The organism is Enterovibrio litoreus (assembly GCF_045679545.1).
GTDB lineage: Bacteria > Pseudomonadota > Gammaproteobacteria > Enterobacterales > Vibrionaceae > Enterovibrio.
Window position 1 is genome coordinate 124570 of the sequence record NZ_CP166194.1, and the last position, 21655, is coordinate 146224.

General features: G+C 47.0%; 15 protein-coding genes, 6 tRNA genes, 3 rRNA genes and 1 riboswitch. Of the genes, 17 read left to right on the forward strand and 7 right to left on the reverse strand.

Annotation, left to right across the window (positions count from 1 at the left end; genetic code table 11):
• Nucleotides 1-58: 58 nt before the first annotated feature.
• Nucleotides 59-1474 (reverse strand): Si-specific NAD(P)(+) transhydrogenase, encoded by a 1416-nt coding sequence (gene sthA, locus AB8599_RS00575; protein WP_407331905.1) that lies wholly within the window; start codon nt 1472-1474, stop codon nt 59-61.
• A gap of 261 nt (nt 1475-1735) precedes the next feature.
• Between sthA and fabR the strand changes: the two genes are divergently transcribed.
• Together fabR and AB8599_RS00585 are read left to right on the forward strand one after the other, a co-directional pair.
• Nucleotides 1736-2380, forward strand: a complete 645-nt coding sequence (gene fabR, locus AB8599_RS00580; RefSeq protein ID WP_407331906.1) for an HTH-type transcriptional repressor FabR — start codon at nt 1736-1738, stop codon at nt 2378-2380.
• Nucleotides 2381-2385: 5 nt separating this feature from the next.
• A complete protein-coding gene (locus AB8599_RS00585) occupies nt 2386-2763 on the forward strand; it encodes a YijD family membrane protein (protein ID WP_407331907.1) in 378 nt (125 codons plus the stop codon).
• Nucleotides 2764-2872: 109 nt separating this feature from the next.
• Here AB8599_RS00585 and trmA read toward each other — a convergent pair whose 3' ends face one another.
• The gene (gene trmA / locus AB8599_RS00590) at nt 2873-3979 is read right to left on the reverse strand and encodes a tRNA (uridine(54)-C5)-methyltransferase TrmA (RefSeq protein ID WP_407331908.1); all 1107 of its coding nucleotides are present in this window, start codon (nt 3977-3979) and stop codon (nt 2873-2875) included.
• Between the two features lie 149 nt (nt 3980-4128).
• Here trmA and AB8599_RS00595 point away from each other — a divergent pair, with 149 nt between their 5' ends.
• The 4 genes from AB8599_RS00595 (at nt 4129) to murI (ending at nt 8372) form a co-directional block, all read left to right on the forward strand.
• Nucleotides 4129-4656 carry an ATP--cob(I)alamin adenosyltransferase gene (locus AB8599_RS00595; RefSeq protein ID WP_407331909.1) on the forward strand — a complete coding sequence of 176 codons (528 nt, stop codon included), beginning with the start codon at nt 4129-4131 and terminating at the stop codon, nt 4654-4656.
• Nucleotides 4657-4732: 76 nt separating this feature from the next.
• A riboswitch (cobalamin riboswitch) is annotated at nt 4733-4937 on the forward strand.
• A gap of 44 nt (nt 4938-4981) precedes the next feature.
• The gene (locus tag AB8599_RS00600; protein WP_407331910.1) at nt 4982-6802 is read left to right on the forward strand and encodes a TonB-dependent receptor domain-containing protein; all 1821 of its coding nucleotides are present in this window, start codon (nt 4982-4984) and stop codon (nt 6800-6802) included.
• A 48-nt stretch (nt 6803-6850) separates the two neighbouring features.
• Complete coding sequence (locus AB8599_RS00605; protein WP_407331911.1) at nt 6851-7522, forward strand: ATPase; 672 nt, start codon at nt 6851-6853, stop codon at nt 7520-7522.
• A 55-nt stretch (nt 7523-7577) separates the two neighbouring features.
• The gene (gene murI, locus AB8599_RS00610; RefSeq protein ID WP_407331912.1) at nt 7578-8372 is read left to right on the forward strand and encodes a glutamate racemase; all 795 of its coding nucleotides are present in this window, start codon (nt 7578-7580) and stop codon (nt 8370-8372) included.
• On the opposite strand, the gene AB8599_RS00615 is transcribed toward murI, so the two are convergent.
• On the reverse strand, nt 8350-8808 hold the full coding sequence (locus AB8599_RS00615; protein ID WP_407333154.1) for an RNA recognition motif domain-containing protein: 459 nt from the start codon (nt 8806-8808) through the stop codon (nt 8350-8352). The two genes, murI and AB8599_RS00615, sit on opposite strands and share 23 nt — an antisense overlap.
• A 784-nt stretch (nt 8809-9592) precedes the next feature.
• On the opposite strand from AB8599_RS00615, the gene AB8599_RS00620 reads away from it, so the two are divergent.
• From AB8599_RS00620 to rrf, 5 genes are all read left to right on the forward strand, one after another.
• Nucleotides 9593-11137 (forward strand): 16S ribosomal RNA (locus AB8599_RS00620).
• Nucleotides 11138-11205: 68 nt separating this feature from the next.
• A tRNA-Ile gene (locus tag AB8599_RS00625) sits at nt 11206-11282 on the forward strand.
• A 41-nt stretch (nt 11283-11323) separates the two neighbouring features.
• Nucleotides 11324-11399, forward strand: a tRNA-Ala gene (locus tag AB8599_RS00630).
• 364 nt (nt 11400-11763) lie between these two features.
• Nucleotides 11764-14656, forward strand: a 23S ribosomal RNA gene (locus tag AB8599_RS00635).
• Between the two features lie 248 nt (nt 14657-14904).
• Nucleotides 14905-15020, forward strand: a 5S ribosomal RNA gene (gene rrf / locus AB8599_RS00640).
• Together the 16S, 23S and 5S rRNA genes with 2 tRNA genes alongside form the textbook arrangement of a ribosomal RNA operon.
• A 413-nt stretch (nt 15021-15433) precedes the next feature.
• Here rrf and AB8599_RS00645 read toward each other — a convergent pair.
• The 3 genes from AB8599_RS00645 to AB8599_RS00655 all read right to left on the reverse strand — a co-directional run bounded on the left by AB8599_RS00645 (nt 15434) and on the right by AB8599_RS00655 (nt 17960).
• Nucleotides 15434-16054 (reverse strand): nicotinamidase, encoded by a 621-nt coding sequence (locus tag AB8599_RS00645; RefSeq protein ID WP_407331913.1) that lies wholly within the window; start codon nt 16052-16054, stop codon nt 15434-15436.
• Nucleotides 16055-16064: 10 nt separating this feature from the next.
• Nucleotides 16065-17414, reverse strand: a complete 1350-nt coding sequence (gene pssA / locus AB8599_RS00650; RefSeq protein ID WP_407331914.1) for a CDP-diacylglycerol--serine O-phosphatidyltransferase — start codon at nt 17412-17414, stop codon at nt 16065-16067.
• Between the two features lie 117 nt (nt 17415-17531).
• Complete coding sequence (locus AB8599_RS00655) at nt 17532-17960, reverse strand: GNAT family N-acetyltransferase (RefSeq protein ID WP_407331915.1); 429 nt, start codon at nt 17958-17960, stop codon at nt 17532-17534.
• An 81-nt stretch (nt 17961-18041) separates the two neighbouring features.
• On the opposite strand from AB8599_RS00655, the gene murB reads away from it, so the two are divergent.
• Together murB and birA are read left to right on the forward strand one after the other, a co-directional pair.
• Complete coding sequence (gene murB, locus AB8599_RS00660; protein WP_407331916.1) at nt 18042-19082, forward strand: UDP-N-acetylmuramate dehydrogenase; 1041 nt, start codon at nt 18042-18044, stop codon at nt 19080-19082.
• Nucleotides 19070-20035, forward strand: coding sequence for a bifunctional biotin--[acetyl-CoA-carboxylase] ligase/biotin operon repressor BirA (gene birA, locus AB8599_RS00665; RefSeq protein WP_407331917.1), 966 nt, complete (start codon nt 19070-19072; stop codon nt 20033-20035). The genes murB and birA overlap by 13 nt, the downstream gene beginning before the upstream one ends.
• Before the next feature lie 6 nt (nt 20036-20041).
• On the opposite strand, the gene coaA is transcribed toward birA, so the two are convergent.
• Nucleotides 20042-20977, reverse strand: coding sequence for a type I pantothenate kinase (coaA, locus tag AB8599_RS00670; RefSeq protein WP_407331918.1), 936 nt, complete (start codon nt 20975-20977; stop codon nt 20042-20044).
• Nucleotides 20978-21187: 210 nt separating this feature from the next.
• Here coaA and AB8599_RS00675 point away from each other — a divergent pair.
• The 4 genes from AB8599_RS00675 to AB8599_RS00690 all read left to right on the forward strand — a co-directional run bounded on the left by AB8599_RS00675 (nt 21188) and on the right by AB8599_RS00690 (nt 21571).
• Nucleotides 21188-21263 (forward strand) — tRNA-Thr (locus AB8599_RS00675).
• 22 nt (nt 21264-21285) lie between these two features.
• Nucleotides 21286-21370: transfer RNA gene (locus AB8599_RS00680), tRNA-Tyr, on the forward strand.
• 40 nt (nt 21371-21410) lie between these two features.
• Nucleotides 21411-21485: transfer RNA gene (locus AB8599_RS00685), tRNA-Gly, on the forward strand.
• A 10-nt stretch (nt 21486-21495) separates the two neighbouring features.
• Nucleotides 21496-21571, forward strand: a tRNA-Thr gene (locus AB8599_RS00690).
• Nucleotides 21572-21655: the final 84 nt, after the last annotated feature.

A 21655-nucleotide genomic window follows, 5' to 3' on the forward strand; every position in this document is an offset into this window, starting at 1 on the left:
TTTTTAGTTTTGGTGTTTTGAGTTTGTCTAACAAACCGCACTCGTTTGATACTTGAATCTAAAACAATCGATTCAGCCCGTTTAGTGCCGCAACACGATAGGCTTCTGCCATCGTCGGGTAGTTAAACGTAGTATTGATAAAGTAATCGAGTGTGTTGCCTTCGCCTTTTTGCTCAAAAATCGCCTGACCGATATGAATGATCTCAGCAGCACGTTCACCAAAGCAGTGAATGCCTAAGATTTCTTTTGTTTCTCGGTGGAACAGAATTTTCAAGCTGCCAACATCCATACCTGCAATTTGGGCTCGCGCTAGGTGCTTAAACTGCGCGCGGCCTACTTCATACGGCACTTTTGCCGCCGTGAGTTCTTGCTCGGTTTTGCCTACAGAGCTTATTTCTGGAATGGTGTAAATACCGGTCGGGATGTGGTCAATTAATCGACCTTTTGCTTCGCCTTCAACAATAGCATGGGCAACAATTCGGCCTTGATCATATGCGGCACTAGCAAGGCTCGGGTAGCCAATCACATCACCCACGGCATAAACGTGCTCAACTTCAGTGCCGTAGTTGTCGTTCACACTCAACTGACCACGTGAGTCTGCTTTGAGTCCAACGGCTTTGAGGTTAAGTGAGTCGGTGTTACCGGTTCTGCCATTCGCAAACAACAAACAATCGGCTTTCATTTTCTTACCAGATTGAAGATGCAGGATGACGCCTTCCTTCGTGCCTTCGATTCTTTCATAGGTCTCATCATTTCGGATAAGCACGCCGCTATTCCAAAAGTGGTAAGACAGAGAGTCTGACATTTCGTTGTCGAGGAAAGACAGCAGGCGATCGCGGGTGTTGATGAGATCAACTTTGATGCCTAGGCCACGGAAAATCGACGCGTACTCGCTACCGATAACGCCCGCTCCATAAATAATGACATGGCGTGGATCATGTTGCAGCGAGAGAATGGAATCACTGTCATACACTCGCGGGTGTTTAAAATCGACATCTTTAGGACGATAAGGACGAGAACCTGTGGCAATCACGAACTTGTCGGCGGTGTATTTGTCGATGGTGCCATCGGCTGTCGTCAGCTCCAGTTCATGAGTGCTACTAAAACGTGCAGTGCCGTGCAAAATAGAACACAGGTTTCGGTCGTAGAAGCCCTGACGCATACGCGTTTGTTTTCCGATAACGGATTGCGCATGGCTTAGGATGGCCGAAAAGGTACTGTGAACGTGATGATTGTCACCGGTATAAATCGGGCTTTGATTGAATTCAATGATACGGCTGACGGTGTGTCTCAATGCTTTGGATGGAATGGTGCCCCAGTGAGTACAGCCTCCACCGACTGTGCTTTCTTTTTCAACGACGGCAACACGTAATCCGGCTTTGGTTAAACCCATGGCTGCACCTTCGCCGCCGGGCCCACTGCCAATCACGATCACATCAAAATGATTGGACGATGTAGGGGTCGCTTTACTCATATCCGTATGACCTTTTGTTTTCATTATGTTAAGGATTGCGGAGTAAGTGTAACGTTCACGGCGCGTAACGAGAACACACACACTACTATTCAGCGTAGGTGATCACGCTACTTTAGGTGAAAATCAGACTTTTATGAGGATTTGATGTCGAGTATCGGGTGATCCAACTCAGGATTACAAAAACTGCTACTCACAGGCACTGAACTGATGAAAAAAAGCGAGTATAGTTTGCTGTTAGATTTCATGAGGTAAACACGGGCGATGGGAATAAGAGCACAACAGAAAGAAAAAACACGGCGAACGCTGATTGATGCGGCTTTTAGTCAACTCAGCGCAGACCGTAGCTTTTCCAACCTCAGTTTGCGCGAAGTGGCACGCGAGGCTGGCATAGCGCCAACGTCGTTTTATCGTCATTTTAAGGACATGGATGAACTTGGTTTGACCATGGTCGATGAGGGAGGCTTGTTGTTGCGCCAATTAATGCGCCAAGCTCGCCAACGTATTGCTACAGAAGGCAGCGTAGTAAGAACGTCTGTGGAAACCTTCATGGAATTTATCGAAAGCAGTCCTAACGTGCTTAGGCTGCTATTGCGGGAACGTTCGGGTACGTCGGCTGCATTTCGTGCGGCTGTGGCTCGCGAGATCCAACACTTTGTCGCCGAGTTGACAGAATATTTCGAAGCAACTGCGGGGTTAACGCGTGAAGAAGCCTATAATCAGGCAGAGGCATGTGTAACGTTAGTATTCAGTTCTGGTGCTGAGGCGCTGGATTTGGATAAGCGGTCAAGAGCAGAACTGGCGGAACGCTTGGTTACTCAGCTTCGCATGCTCTCGAAAGGCGCGTATTGGTATCGTAAAGAACGTGAACGCAATGCTCTCAAGGATAAGTTGTCTTCAGGCAGGTAAGAATTATGGAACAGAATCACCAATCAGAGCGTAAATTCCTTTTACTCGCAGTGCTCACAGGCTTGTGCGGCAGTGCGACTCTCGCCACGCTTTTCATCGATAGCGTCGCATTCTCTATTTTTCCGATTATTGCTTTCGTGCTGTCGGTATATTGTTTCTATCAACAGCATGTTAACCAGCCACTGACAGAAGGCACGCCGTTAATCGCGTTTGCTTGCTTCCTTGTAGGTGCATTTGGTTACTCAGCGTTTGTGCGTATGCAGATGCCTGAGCTGGGTGGTAATTTCTTCTCTATCATTGTGACAATGTTGCTTGTGTTTTGGGTTGCTCAAAAAATGGGCTGGCTCGCAATGGGCAAGAAAGAAGAAGCGGCAAAAGAGTAGTCCCTGCATCATGCGGTGATGGCATTGGCGGCTGAATAGTCAGCAGTCGATGTAAATAGAAATTGAAAAAGGAGCCTTTCGGCTCCTTTTTCAATTTCTAAGTTCTGGCTTATTTGCGTTCTAGCAATACACCCGCTTCCATGTGGTGGGTATAAGGGAACTGATCAAACAACGCGAAACGCGAAATGCGGTGCGTTTCGGACAGAATATCCAGATTTTCTTTGAGGGTTTCCGGGTTGCAAGAAATATAGAGAATGCGGTCATATGCCTGCACCATACGACAGGTGCCTTCATCCATACCTGAGCGTGGTGGATCGACAAAAATGGTGTTGCAGTTGTAGCTTTTTAGGTCAACGCCGGCTTGTTGTAATCGGCGAAACTCTCGTTTTCCTTCCATCGCTTCGGTAAATTCTTCCGCCGACATGCGAATGATCTGAACGTTCTCTATGTTATTGACGGCAATGTTAAATTGCGCCGACTCCACAGATGGCTTAGCCAGTTCGGTTGCCAGTACACGATCAAAATTATTGGCTAATGCCAGTGAAAAGTTACCATTACCGCAGTAAAGCTCAAGCAGATCACCTGTGCTTTCGTGGGTGCAATCGACGGCCCATTCGAGCATTTTCTCAGCCACTTTGCCGTTTGGCTGAGTAAAGCTGTTTTCAATTTGCTGGTAAGTAAGCGGGCGACCATCTACGGTCAGTTTTTCCAGCACGTAGTCGCGATCGATAATAATTTTTTGCTTACGAGCACGGCCAATCAAGTTCAGGTTGAAACCTTCATCGTTCAGGCGTTGCTTCAGTGTACGGGCATTCGCTTCCCATTCATCATCCAGTTGACGGTGGTAAAGCATAGATACCAGTACTTCACCACTCATGGTGGAGAGGAAATCTACTTGGAACAGCTTGCGACGCAGGCTTTCTATGGGCTTAATGGCATCAACTAGCAGAGGCATCAAATCGTTGATAATACGGCTGGCCTGTGGAAACTGATCCACGCGGTATTTCTGCTTGGTTTCCTGATCGAACATAATGTAGTAAAGGTCATCGCCCTCATGCCAGACACGAAATTCAGCACGCATACGATAGTGCTTGTCTGGAGATGGGAACACCTCTAACTCAGGTACGCTGAACTCGGCAAACGCGGACTGCATGCGTGCAATCTTCTCGTCCAATTGCGCCTGATATTTACTGGTGTCAATCAGGGTGTTGCTCATATTACCTAACCTGCATAACTAAAAATGAGCGCAAATTGTAAGTAGACGAACCATATTGTCCAGCCTTTTCGCCGTCTTTTTCGCCAGCAGAAGCGTAAAGTTCAGCGTTAGGATAAGATTGGCACTTACAGAATAGGCTGAGTTGAACCATGAGCATTCAAAAATCGAAAAATCGAAAAGAGATTTGTTATCCCTTTATCTATGAATCTGCATTGACCTGTGATTATGAGATCCATACGGACGAATTGTGCAGCCTAATTGGCATGGTGCTAGCGCAAATGCCTGAAGGGTTTGAGGATGTCGTCGCTGACTTAGAAACACTGCATCCTAAAATTTATAACCTTAACGGTTCAGTTCGTGGAAAAAATGGCATTTTTGAAGAAGATTTAGACTGGCTTCATGCACGCTATGATTATTACAACGAAGAAAGCCGAGGTCGTGTCACGCGATTTGTGTTACCACGTGGCCCCGTTGCTGTGATGGCGCTGCACCAATGTCGAACTGGGGCAAAGAAAACCGTGCGATTACTTCACCGCTTGGATGAGTCTGGGGTTACCTTTGAGGCGACTTTGCCGCGGTTTGCTAATTTGCTCGCCAATTTCTTCTTTGTTCTGACTGTGTACATAAAGATGAAGTTGGATGTGGAAGAAATTGACTACATCAGTATCAACTACTAACCACTAACTGACGTTTTACCTCTTCATTCCAAGCTAATTGGGGGCAGATCTCATAATCCGAGTATTAAAGGCGCGCTGACTTATCTATAATCCTCGCGCTTTTTACTTCCAGCTGGGAATCTGGTGAGAATCCGGAACTGGCGCGCAGCGGTAATGAGAAACGAAAGTGACAAGGCAAAAAAAAGCCAGACACTGCATTTCTATTTAACGATAGGGTGTGGGAAGTCGTCATCGTAGGTCGTCTCTAAGTCCGAATATCAGCTGGGTCACAATATGGTCTCAGGATTTCCTGACATCATTAGATACACGCGACTTTGGATCTGATATGTCTCATAAGTATTGGGTAGCAGGAATGCTGCCAATGGCTGCCTTTGCGCACGCCGAAATTAACACCCCTTCTATCGACGACACTATGGTCGTCACTGCCTCTCGATTTGAACAGCCAGTCTCGACCGTTTTAGCGCCTGTTTCCGTGCTCACTCGTACTGACTTGGAAGAATTACAGGCCAAGAGTTTGGTCGATGCACTGAAAACTTTGCCTGGTGTCGAGATCGGCCAAAATGGCGGGCGTGGGCAAAATGCCTCAATTTTCCTTCGTGGCACCAACTCAAAACATGTTTTGGTTTTGGTGGATGGCGTTCGCCTTCCTAGAACCATGATGGGCTCTGTCGATTTTAATATGCTTCCATTGAACAGCGTCGAGCGAATCGAAGTTGTTCGTGGCTCAGGTGCAACCGTCTATGGTTCTGATGCTATAGGTGGTGTGATTAACATCATTACGCGCAATGATGTTGAATCAAAGCGATTTGGTCTCGGTATGGGAAGTCATGGGTTTGCTCAGGCAAATGCTGGCGTCACCACGCAGGTGTCGGACTCAGTTAACCTTCAACTTTCGGGTGGTTTCGAAAGTACCGATGGTTATAACGTTCATCCTGAGTATGCAGCCCCAGGCACCGAGCATGGATTTGAAAGCAAGAACCTGTCTGCGCGTGTTGGATTCAATCCGACAGACAGCGTGACCTCGAATCTCATTGCTCGCTGGTTTCAAAATGATGTCGAATACGATGGCTATGGGCCAAAAAAACGTAGTTGGATTGAGAACACAACGCTTGGCGCAGATACGGGTATTCGTGCTGGTATTTCCAACACATTGTTGCGTATCGAAATGGGGGAGCAGTCAAACTATGACTACTTTGATGGTGCATCAAAAACCGATACGGATTTGACCAGTAAAATTCGTCAGGTGTATGGCAGTGTAACGACTCGCTTTCAAATTTCAGAAGATATTGCGTTAACGGGTGGCTTGGACTCTTCATGGGAAAAATACCTAAAAGGTAATTTCATTTCTGCTGAGGATATTGCTTACAACCCTAGACAGAATGTTGGTGCATTCGTTCTAGCTAACTGGAATATTAACGATTCGTTGTTGCTTGAAGGCAGCCTTCGTCACGATGACAATGATCAATTCGGCGGCAACGGAACTGGCTTAGTCGCGTTGGGTTGGAATATTTCATCTGATTATCGAGTTTTTGGTAGTTATGGAACGGCATTTAAAGCGCCCGGTTTTGATTCTTTGTATGGGACTGGTGGGAATACAAAGCTCAAACCAGAAGAGTCAGAAAACCTAGAAGTAGGTATTGAAGGTACAACTTACAATATTGGTTGGAGTGCAAATGGGTACATCAACAAGATTGATAATCTGATCATGTACACAGGATCATGGCCAACGGGCACAAACGAGAATATTGATGAAGCTGAAATTCGCGGCATAGAGTTGATGGCAGATTTTGATCTTGGTCCTGTTTACAACCAAGTGTCCTTAGACTTAAAAGATCCCAAAGATGTGTCTAAGGGAGAGCAACTTGCACGTCGAGCCAAGCAAATTGCAAAATGGCGCACGTCTGTTTGGTTAGGTGATGTGTTGCTTGGCACGCAATACCTTTATCAAAGCGAGCGTCCGGATTACTCGGGCGGCGGCACACTGGGTAGTTATAGTGTTTGGGATGCCACGGCTCAGTATGATGTGAATAATAATGTCACGCTAAGTGGGAAAGTTTCTAACATATTTGATAAAGAGTATGAAACAGCAGGAGGCTATCCTGCGCCAGAGCGTGCTTTTTACATCAATATGAATGTTTCGTATTAGTGTGTAATCAAAGCCGCATACGGGCGGCTTTTTTCATTCAGGATAACCATGAAAAAGCGTGTGATTGTTAGTTGGTCATCAGGAAAAGATTCCACCTTGACGCTATGTCGACTTATCGCCAATGACAATTATGACGTGGTGGGTTTGTACACCACGTTTGTAAACGGCGAAGTGCCTTTTCAAGCAACACCGATTGACATCGTCAGGTCGCAAGCTGCTCAGGTAGGTTTGCCATTGGTGTTGATTGAGCTCGACGAGGTGTTTCCGCCGAATACTATTTATCAAGCTGCGGTGATAGACGGTATTCAAAATAGTGGCTTAAATATTGATGCTGTCGCCTTTGGCGATATGTTCTGTAATGGCATCGAGCAATACCGTAGAAGTTATATTGAACCGCAAGGCTGGGAATGCGTGTTCCCGTTACTTGGTCAATCGAGTGAACGGCTGGCGAAAGAGATTATTGATTTGGGGATTGTTACGCACATCTCGACAATCGATACCTCACAACTTGATCCCGTATTTCTCGGAAGGCGCTATGATCACCAATTGTTGGAGCAATTGCCTGATGGCTGCGATCCTTGCGGTGAAGATGGCGAGTTTCATACCTTAGTAACAGACGCTCCGTGTTTTTCTCAAGCCGTCCCTGTTGAGCTTCACACCACTATCAATGAAGGGCGGTTTCATCATCATATATTCCGTCTAAGTAAGCAGGAGATTTAAAATCCTTCTCGCTCGCAGTATTATGGCGGCGCAAACTATATAGAAGGTAGAGATAGTGAACAGTGTGCTGATTTTTGATTCTGGTGTTGGCGGTCTATCCGTCTTCCAAGAAGTGACAAAGCTAATGCCTGAACAGCACATTATTTATGCCTTCGACAATGCGGCTTTCCCATACGGCGAATTGCCAGATGATGTACTGGTTAATCGTGTCTGTGGAATGGTGGCAGCAATATGTGCCGAGCATGACATTTCATTGGTTGTTATTGCATGCAATACAGCAAGCACAATCGTCCTCACACCACTCCGTGAGCAGCTGTCCATTCCTATCGTTGGAGTGGTGCCTGCCATTAAGCCCGCTGCAGCAAAGAGTAATAAAAAGAAAATAGGCCTACTGGCAACACCAGCAACGGTGAAACGTGATTATACCCAGCAACTGGTTAAGGATTTTGCGCCCGATTGCGAAGTGACCATGATAGGTTCAACAGAGCTTGTGCAAATGGGGGAAGCGAAATTGAGAGGGGTTGCGGTAAACAACGCTGTATTGGAAAACGTTCTCTCACCATTTATGGGCCATGTTGATTGCGTTGTATTGGGGTGTACGCATTTTCCGTTGTTGAAACCTGAAATCGAAGCCGCATTAGGGTCAGAATGCTTGGTCGTCGATTCAGGCGAAGCGATAGCTAATCGCGTAGCTTGCCTACTCAATGAAAAAGGAGACCAAAAGGCCTCCTCAAAAGGTAAGAACAAGCACTGGGTTTTTAGCAGTGCATCAGTAAAAGATGAGATAGCGCTCAATCAAGAAATGGCGAAGTTCGGTTTTTCCGAAATCAAACGCGCTCCGATTTTCTAGGGTCGTTCGCTTCTCTTACTTTTAACGTTCTATCGCCATACTCGGCATTGTTTAATGCCTCTATAGCTTCAGGTGAGTCCGCAGCCGCCATGACGACAAATCCGAAACCACGACGTTTACCAGTGCGTTTATCTTTCATTAAACGTACCGCGAACACTTCGCCGTGTTTGGCAAATAGTTCCTTGACGTCATTCTCATTAGCACGGTAAGGAAGGTTACCAACATAGATGGTTTTGCTGTTCGTTGATGTTGGTAGTTCTGATGTATCGTCCCCCGTAGATTTGGTAGAAAGAAGAGAAAGGGCAATACCAACAGAGATAGCACCTAAAGCAAATGCTGAACCGCTGCTTGTTATTACTGTCTGTGAACTGTTTAAAACCAAAGCGCCAATGAGAGCAATGGCGGCTGTAATTAGCAAACTAATAGATATTCTCATAATCATTAAATTTAAAAGTCGGTTAGAAGAAATAGCATGAAGGATCGAAATCAATGCTGACTAAAATAAATACAATTGTCGGGTTGATATTACGGTTATTGGGGGCTTATTGCCAGTAAGTGAATGTGACGCCTATCTAATGTTGCAATTTGTTGTGTTTTTTAAAGTTTAGGTCGAATTGTGTTCGATCGGAATAAAAACGAATAAAAAGCCTTGCCAATGTGATCCTAGTCTCTATAATCCGACCTCACTGACACGGAGAGCGGCTTCCAAACTAGGAAACACTCACTAAATCAGTATGGCGAAACGGCTTCAAAATTGATTGAAAATAAACGCTTGACGTTAACGACTCAATCAGTAGAATGCCCGCCTGCTTCAACGGAAAAGCCCAGTGCTTATCGCGGTTGAAGGGAGTCAACAAGACGTTTTGAAGGTTGCGAAAGCAACGTTGAAAAATCTCAAAATTTCTTCTTGACTTCATCGCCTGGCAGCGTAGAATTCGCAGCCCTGACGATGAGAAGACGCCTCCACGGAGTCGCTTCTACAGTCAACGTTCTTTAACAATTTGACCTATACAATCTGTGTGGGCACTCGTATTTGATAGACATAAGATTTATCAATGAACTGAGTGACCCAATCGAATTGGAAATCAGCCTTGAGCTGTTTTGATTTCACTTTTTCAAAAGTGGAAACCAATAAGAAACACAGTCAATGCAGATTTGCCTTAGGGCAAAAAAGTAATTCAGTATTCATTGAGCGTCACTTTCGAGTGACAACAAAATTCTAATTGAAGAGTTTGATCATGGCTCAGATTGAACGCTGGCGGCAGGCCTAACACATGCAAGTCGAGCGGTAACATTTCAAAAGCTTGCTTTTGAAGATGACGAGCGGCGGACGGGTGAGTAATGGCTGGGAACCTGCCCTGACGTGGGGGATAACAGTTGGAAACGACTGCTAATACCGCATGATGTCTACGGACCAAAGAGGGGGATCTTCGGACCTCTCGCGTCGGGATGGGCCCAGTTGGGATTAGCTAGTTGGTGAGGTAATGGCTCACCAAGGCGACGATCCCTAGCTGGTTTGAGAGGATGATCAGCCACACTGGAACTGAGACACGGTCCAGACTCCTACGGGAGGCAGCAGTGGGGAATATTGCACAATGGGCGCAAGCCTGATGCAGCCATGCCGCGTGTGTGAAGAAGGCCTTCGGGTTGTAAAGCACTTTCAGCAGTGAGGAAGGTTAGTACGTTAATAGCGTATTAATTTGACGTTAGCTGCAGAAGAAGCACCGGCTAACTCCGTGCCAGCAGCCGCGGTAATACGGAGGGTGCGAGCGTTAATCGGAATTACTGGGCGTAAAGCGCATGCAGGCGGTTTGTTAAGCAAGATGTGAAAGCCCCGGGCTCAACCTGGGAACCGCATTTTGAACTGGCAGGCTAGAGTCTTGTAGAGGGGGGTAGAATTTCAGGTGTAGCGGTGAAATGCGTAGAGATCTGAAGGAATACCGGTGGCGAAGGCGGCCCCCTGGACAAAGACTGACGCTCAGATGCGAAAGCGTGGGGAGCAAACAGGATTAGATACCCTGGTAGTCCACGCTGTAAACGATGTCTACTTGGAGGTTGTGACCTAGAGTCGTGGCTTTCGGAGCTAACGCGTTAAGTAGACCGCCTGGGGAGTACGGTCGCAAGATTAAAACTCAAATGAATTGACGGGGGCCCGCACAAGCGGTGGAGCATGTGGTTTAATTCGATGCAACGCGAAGAACCTTACCTACTCTTGACATCCACAGAAGAGACCAGAGATGGACTTGTGCCTTCGGGAACTGTGAGACAGGTGCTGCATGGCTGTCGTCAGCTCGTGTTGTGAAATGTTGGGTTAAGTCCCGCAACGAGCGCAACCCTTATCCTTGTTTGCCAGCACGTCATGGTGGGAACTCCAGGGAGACTGCCGGTGATAAACCGGAGGAAGGTGGGGACGACGTCAAGTCATCATGGCCCTTACGAGTAGGGCTACACACGTGCTACAATGGCGTATACAGAGGGCAGCGAGGCCGCGAGGTGGAGCGAATCCCAGAAAGTACGTCGTAGTCCGGATCGGAGTCTGCAACTCGACTCCGTGAAGTCGGAATCGCTAGTAATCGTGGATCAGAATGCCACGGTGAATACGTTCCCGGGCCTTGTACACACCGCCCGTCACACCATGGGAGTGGGCTGCACCAGAAGTAGATAGCTTAACCTTCGGGAGGGCGTTTACCACGGTGTGGTTCATGACTGGGGTGAAGTCGTAACAAGGTAGCCCTAGGGGAACCTGGGGCTGGATCACCTCCTTAACGATACTATCGATGCAAGTGTCCACACAAATTGTATAGGTTGAAAAAGCAAAGAACGTTACTTAGATGGGTCTGTAGCTCAGGTGGTTAGAGCGCACCCCTGATAAGGGTGAGGTCGGTGGTTCAAGTCCACTCAGACCCACCAATTTCATTTCCTAGATGAAATTGGTACTAAGTAATATCGATGGGGTTATAGCTCAGCTGGGAGAGCGCCTGCCTTGCACGCAGGAGGTCTGCGGTTCGATCCCGCATAGCTCCACCACTCTTTAAACGCATTCTCACGAGTGTCTTTAGAAAGTGGACATCTCTGTCTCAGAGACACATCACTTTGCTCTTTAAAAATCTGGAAAGCTGACTAGTAGATTTAATGCTTCTTTGAAAAAAGAGGGATTAAATTGAAATCTGTTTCTTATCTCTCTACCCGAGAGGTAACGAAACAAAAGTTCTCAAAACGTTAATTCTTCGGAATTAACACCAAACACATTCAAGTGTTCTTGGTTTCATTCTTCTCTTAGAGAGGGATGAACATATTTGAGTCCGGCGAAAAACCGTTCAACGTAAGTTGAGCATGTTCTTAGGAACAACCTTGGTTGTTTGCCATACATAAAGACCTCTTGGGGTTGTATGGTTAAGTGACTAAGCGTACACGGTGGATGCCTTGGCAGTCAGAGGCGATGAAGGACGTAGTAACTTGCGATAAGCGTAGATAAGGCAGTAACAGCCACTTGAGTCTACGATTTCCGAATGGGGAAACCCACGTGCATAAGCACGTATCATGCAGTGAATACATAGCTGTATGAGGCGAACTCGGGGAACTGAAACATCTAAGTACCCGAAGGAAAAGAAATCAATTGAGATTCCGGCAGTAGCGGCGAGCGACCCCGGATTAGCCCTTAAGCGGTTTAAGTGTTAGTGGAATACCCTGGAAAGGGTAGCGATACAGGGTGATAGCCCCGTACACGACAATGCTTTTATCGTGAAAACGAGTAGGACGGGACACGTGGTATCCTGTCTGAACATGGGGGGACCATCCTCCAAGGCTAAATACTCCTGACTGACCGATAGTGAACCAGTACCGTGAGGGAAAGGCGAAAAGAACCCCTGTGAGGGGAGTGAAATAGAACCTGAAACCGTGTACGTACAAGCAGTGGGAGCCTCTTCGTGGGGTGACTGCGTACCTTTTGTATAATGGGTCAGCGACTTACTTTTAGTAGCAAGGTTAACCGAATAGGGGAGCCGTAGGGAAACCGAGTCTTAACTGGGCGAATGAGTTGCTAGGAGTAGACCCGAAACCGAGTGATCTAGCCATGGGCAGGTTGAAGATTGAGTAACATCAATTGGAGGACCGAACCGACTAATGTTGAAAAATTAGCGGATGACTTGTGGCTAGGGGTGAAAGGCCAATCAAACTCGGAGATAGCTGGTTCTCCCCGAAAGCTATTTAGGTAGCGCCTCGGACGAATACTACTGGGGGTAGAGCACTGTTAAGGCTAGGGGGTCATCCCGACTTACCAACCCTTTGCAAACTCCGAATACCAGTAAGTACTATCCGGGAGACACACGGCGGGTGCTAACGTCCGTCGTGGAGAGGGAAACAACCCAGACCGCCAGCTAAGGTCCCAAAGTTATCGCTAAGTGGGAAACGATGTGGGAAGGCTCAGACAGCCAGGATGTTGGCTTAGAAGCAGCCATCATTTAAAGAAAGCGTAATAGCTCACTGGTCGAGTCGGCCTGCGCGGAAGATGTAACGGGGCTAAGCGATACACCGAAGCTGCGGCATCAACTCTTCGGAGTTGTTGGGTAGGGGAGCGTTCTGTAAGCCGTTGAAGGTGAACTGTAAGGTTTGCTGGAGGTATCAGAAGTGCGAATGCTGACATGAGTAACGATAAAGGGGGTGAAAAACCTCCTCGCCGGAAGACCAAGGGTTCCTGTCCAACGTTAATCGGGGCAGGGTAAGTCGACCCCTAAGGCGAGGCCGAAAGGCGTAGTCGATGGGAAACGGGTTAATATTCCCGTACTGCTTATAACTGCGATGGGGGGACGGAGAAGGCTAGGTGAGCTTGGCGACGGTTGTCCAAGTTCAAGTGCGTAGGTGGGTGTCTTAGGTAAATCCGGGACGCTGTTAACACTGAGACACGATGTCGAGTCACTACGGTGATGAAGTCATTGATGCCATGCTTCCGGGAAAAGCCTCTAAGCTTCAGGTTATAAGCAATCGTACCCCAAACCGACACAGGTGGTCGGGTAGAGAATACCAAGGCGCTTGAGAGAACTCGGGTGAAGGAACTAGGCAAAATGGTACCGTAACTTCGGGAGAAGGTACGCTGCCTCCGGTGAAGTCCCTTGCGGATGGAGCTAGAGGCAGTCGCAGATACCAGGTGGCTGCAACTGTTTATTAAAAACATAGCACTGTGCAAAATCGAAAGATGACGTATACGGTGTGACGCCTGCCCGGTGCCGGAAGGTTAATTGATGGGGTTATCTTCGGAGAAGCTCTTGATCGAAGCCCCGGTAAACGGCGGCCGTAACTATAACGGTCCTAAGGTAGCGAAATTCCTTGTCGGGTAAGTTCCGACCTGCACGAATGGCGTAATGATGGCCACGCTGTCTCCACCCGAGACTCAGTGAAATTGAAATCGCAGTGAAGATGCTGTGTACCCGCGGCTAGACGGAAAGACCCCGTGAACCTTTACTACAGCTTGGCACTGAACATTGACCCTACATGTGTAGGATAGGTGGGAGCCTTAGAAGCACGTACGCCAGTATGTGTGGAGGCAATCTTGAAATACCACCCTTGTATGCTTGATGTTCTAACGTTGGCCCCTAATCGGGGTTGCGGACAGTGCCTGGTGGGTAGTTTGACTGGGGCGGTCTCCTCCCAAAGAGTAACGGAGGAGCACGAAGGTGGGCTAATCACGGTCGGACATCGTGAGGTTAGTGCAATGGCATAAGCCCGCTTGACTGCGAGAATGACAATTCGAGCAGGTACGAAAGTAGGTCATAGTGATCCGGTGGTTCTGAATGGAAGGGCCATCGCTCAACGGATAAAAGGTACTCCGGGGATAACAGGCTGATACCGCCCAAGAGTTCATATCGACGGCGGTGTTTGGCACCTCGATGTCGGCTCATCACATCCTGGGGCTGAAGTCGGTCCCAAGGGTATGGCTGTTCGCCATTTAAAGTGGTACGCGAGCTGGGTTTAGAACGTCGTGAGACAGTTCGGTCCCTATCTGCCGTGGGCGTTGGATGATTGAGAGGGGCTGCTCCTAGTACGAGAGGACCGGAGTGGACGAACCTCTGGTGTTCGGGTTGTCACGCCAGTGGCATTGCCCGGTAGCTAAGTTCGGAATTGATAAGCGCTGAAAGCATCTAAGCGCGAAGCAAGCCTCGAGATGAGTCATCCCTGACACTATAAGTGTCCTAAAGGGTTGTTGGAGACTACGACGTAGATAGGTCAGGTGTGTAAGCGCTGCGAGGCGTTGAGCTAACTGATACTAATTGCCCGTGAGGCTTAACCATACAACACCCAAGGGGTTTTAGCGGACTCAGATAAGAACATTGAATGTGTATTGAGAGATAGGCTAGTCAGATTTTCTTCAGATTTAGTATCTTGCCGTTATCCATAGAGATAGCGTAGGCAGGGTTTATTCTGGCAAAGCCGCCCACGAGCTGAGCGAGGAAGTGTACGACTGTACATGACCGAGTGAAGGAGGCAGGCAATGCAGCCAGAGTGAAGCCTGACAAGCGGGATACAACAACAGAATTTGCTTGGCGACCATAGCATTATGGACCCACCTGATCCCATGCCGAACTCAGTAGTGAAACGTAATAGCGCCGATGGTAGTGTGGGGTCTCCCCATGTGAGAGTAGGACATCGCCAGGCTTCAAATTTAGAAAAAGCCCTGACCTTACGGTCAGGGCTTTTTTGCATGTGGATTAAAGCAATTGAAGTTTTATTAACACAGTGGATGGCTTTTCTTCCTGATGATAATTCACTATAAACAGTGTGTTAGCATGCGTAGTCACTACTATAGACAGGAGGGTTGTTCCTTTTGCAGATAACACCGCTATGCGATAACTTTAGGAAAATCCCACTCTAACGGTAACTGCTTTTTGAATGAAGAAATAGGTATGAGCGTCTCGAAAGTGCGGATAAACCAAGTAGGCAGAGTATGTAAACTCTAGCGTAGGGAGGGATACAAGCTAAATATACAATGGCACGCACTCACTCACTTGATAGATACAAAAAAGCACCACGAAGTGCAGTGCTTTGATAGGTATAATATTAACGGTGGCTCACTGTGCAAACTCATCGATAGACTGAATGATGTGAATCCCTGCATTGAGCATTTCATTACAGGCAGCGGCAGTTGTTTCATTCGCAATACCACGACAGGCATCTAGGTTAACCCACACGTCGAAATGACCATGTGTCTTAAGCTGAAGCGCAGTTGTTTTCACACAATAATCAGTTGCTAACCCACCAACCAACACAGTTTTAACGTGCTGTGCCGTAAGCCACTCTATCAATCCGGTGCTGAGTTTTTCCTGGATGTCATGGAAACACGCACCATATGGGTGTAAATCAGGTTCTACACCTTTCCAGATGACATGGTCATACTCAGTCACTTTGGGTAGGCCTGGAATGACATTAAAACCATCAGTACCGGGAACCGCGTGAGATACCCAGGTGAGATCGGCATTTACATGATCGAGTGGAACTAGCATTTTGTCGTGGCTTTCAACGACCCAGACCGCATTGGCAGGATGAGCATCTTTCGTTAAGACACGAAAGTGTGCTTTTTCAGCTTGCTTGTTTAGTGCAAGACCAATGGTATGACCCTCATTGACAGGCAGCTCGTTAGGGCACAACGGCGTGAATGTTTTTTGAGGATCGACGTCAATAGATGCGATCAAGAGAGTCTCCTTACAAGATCTGGTTCAGCAGATGATCGGCTCGGATCCGCTTGATCCGTTTGAGTAATTTCTGTACTTGTGCCGGATATACCTCTAGTTTCTCAATTTGTTTGTAGCTGCCAATCAGTTGAGTATGTTCAAGGATTTTATCTATCTCTCGCTGAGCTTCGCACTCTAACAGTTTATGCTTATCGTGCAGTAAAATTGCGTTCTCCAGATCCAACTTCCAAGCGCGAGGATTAAGGTTATTCCCAGTAAGCAGCATATAGCTGCGGTCTACCCATATTCCTTTGAGATGAAAGCTATTGTTATCGTGTTTCCACAAATGGATTTTCAATTGACGTTTTGCAATAGCAGCTTCGTTGCGACGAGCAAAATTGCGCAAGTTGATCTCATAGAGGTACGGGAGACCAGATATCGTCCTGAATGGCTCTTCAGGTGGAATATAGAAATCGTTCGCTGTTTTGTCGCCGACGATGATCGTCACGTTTACACTGCGTCGCAGAGCTCGTCGAATTTCTCGCATAACGCTGCGTGGTGGATTGAAATACGGCGTACAGATGATGAGTTCTTGATGAGCGCTAGCAATCAGGCGGCATATTTGAGTATTCAGTAAGTTCTTACGTTTCCCCAAGCCAACCATTGGCGTTAGACCAATTTGATCGTCATTAATATGCTGAGAAATGAACTTGTAACTGGCGCTTTGTAAGCGAGAGCGAAGTTCACGAATTGCAGGCTTTAGCGCCTTTGTATTGGGACGACATGACTGAGACAAACAAGTTACAGCATCGCTGGCAACGAGTGTTGAGCCAATGAAGTTAGCCATGGAATCGGCAAGCGGTTTACTTTTGATAACATGATAGCGGTCATAGCGATAGCGATCATGTTGGGCGAGGTAGACGTCATTTAGGCTTGCGCCACTATAGATAACCGCATCATCAATAATGAAACCTTTTAGGTGAAGAACACCAAATACTTCTCGGTTTCTGACGGGTACGCCGAGCACTTCAATTTTGTGGGTGAACTTCTCTGCATATTCTCGATAGATGGCTGCATTTCCATCAGACTTATCTGCACCAATCAAACCGCGTTGGGCGCGATGCCAATCCACTAATACTTTAATATCCAATACAGGATTTTTTTGTTTTGCCTCGTAGAGCGCATCAAGGATCGATCGTCCTGCTTCATCGTCTTGCAGATACAAAGCGACGAGATAAATGCGAGATTTGGCTTGCGCAATTTCATGCAGTAAGCGCTCTCTAAAAGATGCTGCGTCGAGAAGCGTTTCTAGCTGATCTGGACGATGAGCAATTTTGGGGAGCTGATCGATCAACTGCTTATTTGCAGTAGCTGAATCCATTGTTGCCTCATTAAGTTCGACTGATAGTCGTGTTTACGCAAATCAAACCCTGAATTGTACCAGAAAATACGTAATTTCCAGTATTCTGGATGTGTCTGGTCTCTCGATTTGCCACTGTCAAACGGGTAAATGCTTCATTGGGATGAGATCTTTACCACTATTGCAATAGCTGGCATATCTGCCCTGAAGTTCTTCAGGTAGCTCGTTAGAATCGATAAGAACAAATCCCGCCTCTTCATAAAGAGGAGTGAGATACCGATACGCAAGGCAGTAGCAGTCTTTACTACTGATTTGCTCTTCAATTGCACGGAGAAAAGCTGCGCCGAGCTTTTTTCCTCTCAAATCAGGCGCAATGAGCATACCTGTGAGAAGTTGAAATTGTTCGAACTGACGAAAACGGACGGATCCTGCAAGGCGCTTTTCACGCTCCATTGTCCAGATTATCTCATCTTTCTTTGGCTTCCCTGCGGGATAGTGGTCTTTGTAAAAGCGCGCGATAAGAGGAAAACGCAAGTTGTCGAGTGGGAGAAATCTATAGTCGGCCATGCTTATCAAATCACTGCGAATTCAGGGCGGATGAAGTATTATACACTGCTAACAATTATTGAAAACGAAACCACGAGTCGAATGAAAATTCTCACCAATACATCGCTCAAGCCATACCATACCTTCGGTTTAGCACTGAATGCGAAGGAAATCATTAAAGCGCAAAAAGCAGATGATTTTCTACAGATATGGAAGCAAAAGCCGGATGAGCCAAAGCTGGTTGTTGGAGAAGGTAGCAATCTACTTTTTTGTGAAGATTTTGCTGGTGTCGTTATTCTAAATTGTCTGAAAGGCATTGAGGTGAAAGAAACCTCGACAGAATGGCTATTACATGTGGCTGGCGGTGAGAATTGGCACGACTTGGTTTCGTGGACAATCGAACAAGGGATGCCTGGTTTAGAAAATCTTGCATTGATTCCTGGCCTAGTTGGCTCCGCGCCCATTCAAAACATTGGCGCATATGGCGTTGAGTTTAAAGAGAGTTGTGATTACGTTGATGTGTTAATGCTCGACAGCGGAAAGACCCAGCGCCTGTCAGCGAAGGCATGTGAGTTTGGCTATCGTGACTCTATTTTCAAGCGTCAGTTGAAAGACAAGGCGATAGTCATTGCAGTCGGTTTCAAGCTGCCAAAACAGTGGGAGCCAGTTATTGGATACGGTGCGCTTAGTGAACTCAATGATATTGAGAGCCTCGACGCTAAACATGTCTATAACAAAGTATGTCAAATCCGACGCTCAAAGCTGCCCGACCCGAAAGAAATAGGCAATGCAGGCAGTTTCTTCAAAAATCCAGTCGTCGCAACATCTCTTGCCGATAATTTACGAACTGAGTATCCCAATATGCCGAGCTTCGGTGTCAACGACTCTGAAGTGAAGTTGGCTGCTGGATGGTTAATCGACCAGTGTGGCTTAAAAGGGCATCGTATTGGTGGTGCTGCAGTGCATAGCCAACAAGCGCTGGTGTTAACCAATATCGGAAACGCCACGGCGACAGACGTTTTAACGCTCGCTCAAAAGGTTGTTGATACGGTTTATGACCGCTTCGGTGTTACGCTTGAGCATGAAGTTCGCTTTATGGGGCGAACAGCAGAAACGAATCTGGAGGTAATATGCCTGCCATAGATAACAAACCGCGTTTAGCGTTAATTAAGATCTTGGCGGATGGGCACTTTCACTCCGGAGAAAAGCTAGGTCAAGAGCTTGGAATGAGCCGTGCTGCGATTAGCAAGCACATCAAAGTGCTTCAGCAATGGGGGTTAGATGTGTTTCGCGTGCAGGGTAAAGGGTACTGTTTACCCGCTGCTCTCGATCTTTTGGATGAAGCACAGTTACGTGCTCAATTGAAAGGCCCTGATTTCTCGCTGATCCCTGTCATTGACTCGACGAATCAATATTTATTGGATCGCGTTGGGCAGCTCGCATCAGGTACTGCATGCTTCGCTGAATATCAGCAAATGGGCCGTGGTCGTCGAGGCCGAAAATGGTTCTCACCATTCGGTGCTAATTTATATTTATCAATGTATTGGCGGCTCGACGCTGGAATGGCTGCTGCGATGGGACTGAGTCTTGTTGTTGGTGTATCCATGGCTGAAAAGCTCGCTAAACTTGGCGCTAAAAACGTCAAGGTTAAGTGGCCAAACGACTTGTATTGGAATGATAAAAAGCTCGCTGGTATTTTGGTTGAAATGACCGGGCAAGCAGGGGATGCAGCACACCTTGTAATAGGTATGGGGCTCAACATTGCCATGCCAGACACTGATGCTGTTGATCAAGACTGGGCGAATTTAGGTGATACCAGCCAAATCTTACCAGGCAAAAACAAGCTTGCTGCCGAATTGATAAATGGTGTTACCGATGCGCTTAAGCAATACGAAGAAACTGGGATGGCGGGCTTCGTTGAGCGCTGGGATAAATACGATAACTTTAATGGTCGCGCCGTTAAATTGCTGCTCGGTGAGCGGGTGGTGAAGGGAATAGCACGAGGCATTAACGAGCAAGGGGCACTGCTGCTCGAAACCGAGGCTGGCGTTACCCCCTACCTTGGCGGAGAAATCAGTCTCCGCGCAGATGACTGATAGACATTATTTACGAACCATGACGGTTTGAACGGCATGGTTTGTTCCTTTTTGCAAGATAAGTCCGGCACGTTCTCGTGTCGGTAAAATATTCTCAACCAAGTTCTTGCCATTTATTTCCTCCCAAATACCTGACGCCGTGCACCTTGCTTCTTCTTGCGTGAGTTCAGTGTAGTGGTGGAAGTAAGACGACGGGTCTTGAAACGCGCCTTCTCTGAATGCCATGAATCGCTCGATGTACCATGTTCTGAGTAGCGAGCTGTCAGCATCGACATAAATCGAAAAGTCGAGGAAATCTGAGATAAACACGCGGTGAGGATCATGAGGATAATCCATGCCGCTTTGGAGAACATTTAGACCTTCCACGATCAGGATGTCTGGCTGTTCAACGACTTTTACTTCTTCCGTCACGTCATAAACGAGATGAGAGTAAATAGGTGCTTCAACGCGCGGCTTGCCCGATTTTACATCTGACACAAACTGCACCAGCTTTCGAATGTCGTAAGAGGGTGGAAAGCCTTTTTTCTTCATCAATCCGCGCTCACTAAGCACATTATTGGGATGAAGAAAGCCATCTGTGGTGATGAGTTCGACTTTTGGGTGTTCTGGCCATCTTTCGAGTAAGGCTTTTAATAAGCGAGCTGTTGTACTCTTTCCTACAGCCACACTACCAGCAATTCCGATAACATAAGGTACAGTATTACCTTTTTGATCGAGGAAGTGCTCTAATACCTGAGTGCGTCCTTTGCGAGCCTTAACGTACAGATTCAGAAGACGAGAAAGCGGCAAGTAAATGTCTCGAACTTCATTCATGGTGAGGTGTTCGTTAATTCCTCGAAGCTTTTCGAGATCAGTCTCATCCAGCGTCATAGGTACAGAATCACGAAGTTCTGACCATTGTTGGCGATTAAAAGACAGATAAGGCGTTAATAGATCGCTCATATTAAAAATGAATCTGTTTCAACTAAGGACAGCGACAATACATTATCCCCAATGATAGTGAAAGCGACATGCCAAGTTTAACAGACGCTATATCGCTAAAAAAACGTGTGAATTGGCGATTTAATACGCCGTAATGAAAGAATTGATGGAAAAAGTTAAATTAGCTATTGCAACGAAAAAAATCATTGCATAGAATGCGCAGCACTTGTCGCCGGCTTAGCTCAGTTGGTAGAGCAACTGACTTGTAATCAGTAGGTCGCCAGTTCGATTCCGGCAGCCGGCACCAATAAGACAAAACAATACAATTAGGTGGGATTCCCGAGTGGCCAAAGGGATCAGACTGTAAATCTGACGGCTCAGCCTTCGAAGGTTCGAATCCTTCTCCCACCACCATATTTCAAATAGTTTGAATAGCTCTACGAGAAACTGATAAGCGGGCATCGTATAATGGCTATTACCTCAGCCTTCCAAGCTGATGATGCGGGTTCGATTCCCGCTGCCCGCTCCAATTCTAAAGTGCTGATATAGCTCAGTTGGTAGAGTGCACCCTTGGTAAGGGTGAGGTCCCCAGTTCGAATCTGGGTATCAGCACCATCTTTTTCTTCCAAGTTACTCAATCCTTTTGACTTATACCTAGCAAAAATCCATTTGTTATATGCGTGGTCGTTAAGCCACCAA